The sequence below is a fragment of the Arthrobacter tecti genome (genome assembly GCF_054511355.1).
Genome location: NZ_JBTNCT010000032.1, coordinates 1 through 4,088 on the forward strand (window position 1 = coordinate 1; position 4,088 = coordinate 4,088).

The 4,088-nt window shown below is 63.3% G+C and carries 6 protein-coding genes; all 6 read left to right on the forward strand.

From position 1 onward, the window contains the following. The first annotated feature begins 153 nt into the window (after positions 1–153). Entirely contained in the window at positions 154–990 is an 837-nt protein-coding gene (locus tag ACX80C_RS19220; protein WP_459328069.1) for a hypothetical protein, read from the forward strand. Positions 991–1,007: 17 nt separating this feature from the next. Next, entirely contained in the window at positions 1,008–1,418 is a 411-nt protein-coding gene (locus ACX80C_RS19225) for a hypothetical protein (RefSeq protein ID WP_459328070.1), read from the forward strand. Positions 1,419–1,423: 5 nt separating this feature from the next. Beyond that, on the forward strand, positions 1,424–1,900 hold the full coding sequence (locus ACX80C_RS19230) for a DUF1990 family protein (RefSeq protein WP_459328071.1): 477 nt from the start codon (positions 1,424–1,426) through the stop codon (positions 1,898–1,900). A gap of 56 nt (positions 1,901–1,956) precedes the next feature. Further along, on the forward strand, positions 1,957–2,736 hold the full coding sequence (locus tag ACX80C_RS19235) for a TspO/MBR family protein (RefSeq protein ID WP_459328072.1): 780 nt from the start codon (positions 1,957–1,959) through the stop codon (positions 2,734–2,736). A gap of 21 nt (positions 2,737–2,757) precedes the next feature. Beyond that, positions 2,758–3,183 carry a hypothetical protein gene (locus tag ACX80C_RS19240; RefSeq protein ID WP_459328073.1) on the forward strand — a complete coding sequence of 142 codons (426 nt, stop codon included), beginning with the start codon at positions 2,758–2,760 and terminating at the stop codon, positions 3,181–3,183. A 168-nt stretch (positions 3,184–3,351) separates the two neighbouring features. Continuing rightward, on the forward strand, positions 3,352–3,864 hold the full coding sequence (locus tag ACX80C_RS19245) for a GNAT family N-acetyltransferase (RefSeq protein ID WP_459328074.1): 513 nt from the start codon (positions 3,352–3,354) through the stop codon (positions 3,862–3,864). Positions 3,865–4,088 lie beyond the last annotated feature (224 nt).

Consider the following 4,088-nt stretch of genomic DNA (forward strand, 5'->3'; position numbering starts at 1 on the left):
GTCCCCGCAAACCGGTATCCGGTCACCAATTCCAGGACAACGGACTGCGGCCCGGCAATCAGCGCTCAACCCTGCGAGACGGTCAAACCACTACCGACACACGCACCTAGATACACTCGTAGCCTGCCGTCAACCAGTCAGCGAGGAACCGCCGTGCCGTCAACTTCACCGACCGACCCGACGTCGCCCGCGTTCGGCGTCGCTTCCACTTTCCTGATGGGCGCGCTGCCGCTTCTCGATACGTCGAAGCTTGAGGGCAACAGGCGCCGCGCCGCGCACGTGGCGACCGCCGTCGTGACCGGCCTCTATGTGGCTTTCACGGTTGACCGGAAAAGCACCACGTTGGTCCCGTTGAAGCCGGTTGCCGGTTTCGCGGCTGCCGCGCTGACCCTGGGATTCGCCGACGCCGGTGAGGCAGTTGATTCGCGCATCTCCCGGAAGTTGCGCTCCGCGGGAATCAGGCAACCACGCGCGTGGATGGCAGCGGGCGCTGCCGCACTCACCTTCGTCACCTTCCTGGCTGACCGCGCCGCAGCCCGGAAAGAGGAACTCGAGGAGATCTCCGTTGATGAGCCGGACCAGCTAAGGCCGCTTGACCCGGCCGTTCGTCAACTGCTCGACGGCATGCTGCATGCGGCCGCCGTCGTTGGCGCTCGTGAACTGATCACCCAACTGGATGCGGTTCGGGAGGTTTACTGGGATGACGAGTTCTGCCCGACCGTGCAGTTCCGGGTGCCGGACGAGCTACCGCGCGCGATTCCGCACAATCAGACATACCCGGTGCGGGCGCTGTTCCAGGCCGAGGACGGAACCGCGCTGCAGATTCTGTTGCAGGTCTTCGAGGGGAAACTCGACCACTTGTCGGTAGAGACCTTGCAATCCGGCTTCCCGGACGACCTTGTCGACGGATGGCCTGATAGCTCCGAGGTTACGTACGTTCTTGACGGAGCGGATGGCAGCGCCGTCCCGGTTGATTCCCAGACGCGATAATGAAACAGGGGGATACGTTGGGCACGCGTAGGGCAAAGGGAACCCGCGGAGGCCCACGCATCGCCGAATTGCTGGCCACTGTTGTGTGCGTGCTGGCGATCCTTCCCGCCCTCGCGACGGCCCTCCTCGCTGTTTCGATGATCGGTTCAGCCGTGAGCGGGTCCGGAACCTCGGTTCAGGCTGCACAGGAGGTCCTGATTGTCATCGTGTACGCTGCCGGACTAATGTCCTTCGTGGCGATGAGACGGAGTGAGTCACCGCGGAAAACCTGGATACTGGCTTGCTTGACCATCATTCTGGTGGTCGCTGCATCCGCGCCCATTGTGTACGCCTTCTCGCAGGCATTCCTTGAGGAGTGGTGTGAGTATCAGCCGGGCGGCAGGGGTAACCCGAGTCAATCCATTGATGACATCCCGGCTGTCTGTTGATCGCGTTGACCGCCCCTGAGCTATCCGCCTGGCCTCCGTCCGACAGCGCTTACCGCCGGACGGAAGCCACCGTCGTCGTCGGACACGGCGACCAGGCGTGGCAGCGCGCCGCTGAAGACGTGCTGCTGTGGCGGGTGAAAACCCGGAGTGGCTTCACCGTGGACTCGGACGTTCCCGTTCATCCCGGCCAGCGGCTCATCGTCACCGCGCGGGTGCTCGGACTCACCGTCCGCGAACCGATCGAAGTCGCGTCCGTCATTCAGGAACACGATCGAAGCGGTTTCTCCTACCGCACACTGCCCGGCCATCCCGTGTGCGGGGAGGAAGCGTTCATTGTGCACCGGCGCGGCGATGAAGTACTGCTGACGGTTCGCTCCCTCACGCGTGCGTCCGCCCAGCAGCCGTGGCGGGCGCTCTTCCCTTTACTCCTGACTGCGCAACGCATGGTCCGATGGCGTTACCTCCGAGCACTCCGCAGTTAACTAGTCCTACTGATTGTTCTATGGTGGAGATAGTCTACTCTACCTAGGAGTGTCTTGTGAATTCCGACCGCGCGCGACAGACCGGCGTAACCGCCGCGTTCATCCTCTGCATTGTTGGTTCAGCTATAGGTTCGGGGGCTTTTGGCGGGACCCCGATTGCGCAGGCTGCCGGTGGCGCACTCAGCGCCGACGCCACCCTCCTGGCGCCCGCCGGCGCCGCCTTCAGTATCTGGACTGTCATCTACGCCGGCCTCGGTGCGTACACAGTCCTCCAGTGGGCGCCATCCCAGAGAGCATCCGAACGCCAGCGCCGGCTTGGTTGGTGGGTTGCCGGGTCGATGCTGTTGAACGCGGCCTGGATCCTGTCCATTCAGGCGGGTCTCCTCTTCCTCAGCGTGCCGATCATCCTTGTGCTTCTGGCCGTTCTTGCCGTCACATTCCGTATCTACACGTCCCGCAAACCCCTCTCCCTCCTCGAAGCCGTGATCGTGGACGGCACGCTCGGCCTGTATCTGGGCTGGGTCTGCGTCGCTGTGTGTGCGAATATCGCCGCCGTGCTGTCGGTGGCCGGCTTCATGGGCTGGAACATCAGCCCCGGCATTTGGGCGGGTGCGGTGCTCGCCGTCGTCATTCTGGTGGGAGTGTTGCTCGGAGTGAAGGGCAATGGGCGGCTGGCCGTCGCGGCGGCGATCGGTTGGGGTCTGGTCTGGATCGCGGTCGGTAGGACAATGGCGCCGGAGTCGACGACGACGGCGGTCGCTGCCTCGATTGCCGCAGCCGCGGTGGTGCTGGCAACGGTTGCAATTCGTATCCGAAAAGGCTCGCTGCCGGCCTGAGGGCAGCACGATACATGGCCCGTGCGGAATACTGGATGGGTCCAACCGGAAGGCATTGTGGAACCGCAGTCATCAGCTACCTCAACGAATCGTTTCTTCGGCGCGCCAGCGCTACTGGTGCTTGGACTGCCGGTGTGTGCGGTGATGCTCCTGATCGCGACGAAGTTACTTGGTATTCCTGCGTTTCCGGTCGTTCTGGGCACCCTGCTAGCCCTCCTGGCGGCGGGATCGGTCCGTTCGCTCAGGGTTCGCGGCAGGAACGCGACAGTTCGGCAGGTGCTGGCCCCCGCCGTCGTCGGGCTGATGCTTTTCCTCGGTGTCGGGTGGAACGGGCTTACCGTGAGCGGGACCGGCCCAGCGTGGTCGGACGGCTCGCTTCCACTTGCACTTATTGCAGGCACCGGCGGGTTCACGCTCTTCCGGCTGGGTGGCTCAGGCGCGAAATAGAACGCGTTACGGACACCATTGCGCGTTCCGGATAATTGACACCGCAAGGACTAGGTCGCTTGCCCGAAATGCGTCGCCGCGGCCGTATATGGTGGTTGGGTGACCCGCTCGTAGCTGTGCCTCATCTCTTCAGTAATGAGTCCACTATTCCGCTACAAGGGGATCACTATGCCTTCTGCAACTCTCATGGGCGATTGCGCGACGATCGCACCCTCACTCCATGCCGGTACCAGCCAGTTCAACTACCGACCGGTCACGGTGCAGGACGTAGACGCCCTGGCACAGGCCTATCACCGTGCATACCCGCCCGGCATCGGCGCATCGAACCTCGACGAAGCGCGGACGGAGATGCTCGAAAGTTTTGCCGGAGAGTTCGGCATTCTGTTGGCAGAAGCTTCGCTTTGCGCGCATCACCGCGATGATCTGGTCGGGGCGATCCTCGTGGTGGAACGATCTCCGTGGGACCCGAAGCTCGAATGTCCTTTCGTGATCGATCTATTCGTCGATCCGCGGTGGCAAGGCAACGGAGCCGGCCGCGTCCTTTTGGAGCGCAGTGCCCAGGCATGTCACGACGAGGGACACACCCAGATTGCCCTGCGCGTCGGCGAAGGGACTTCGCCTTCAGCCAGCCGCATTTACGCGTCGGTTGGAATGGCGGAGATCGACCCCGCCATGCCATGACGGCGAGCGCCGGCAGGCCCGTGACCATCACAGGTCACGAGCATGACGTGGCGCATCTTTGGACATACAGCGATGGTCAGCGGCGATGGACCTCTGCTCGAGGCCGCACTTCAATGAGTAGTGCCCCTTAGAGTGGTGTAACGCCCGCTGGTGACCGGTACCGCCCGAACGGGGCGCGGTCACCGTGGGTCCTTCGAGGAAACTCTCACATCCCACTCGAAAGG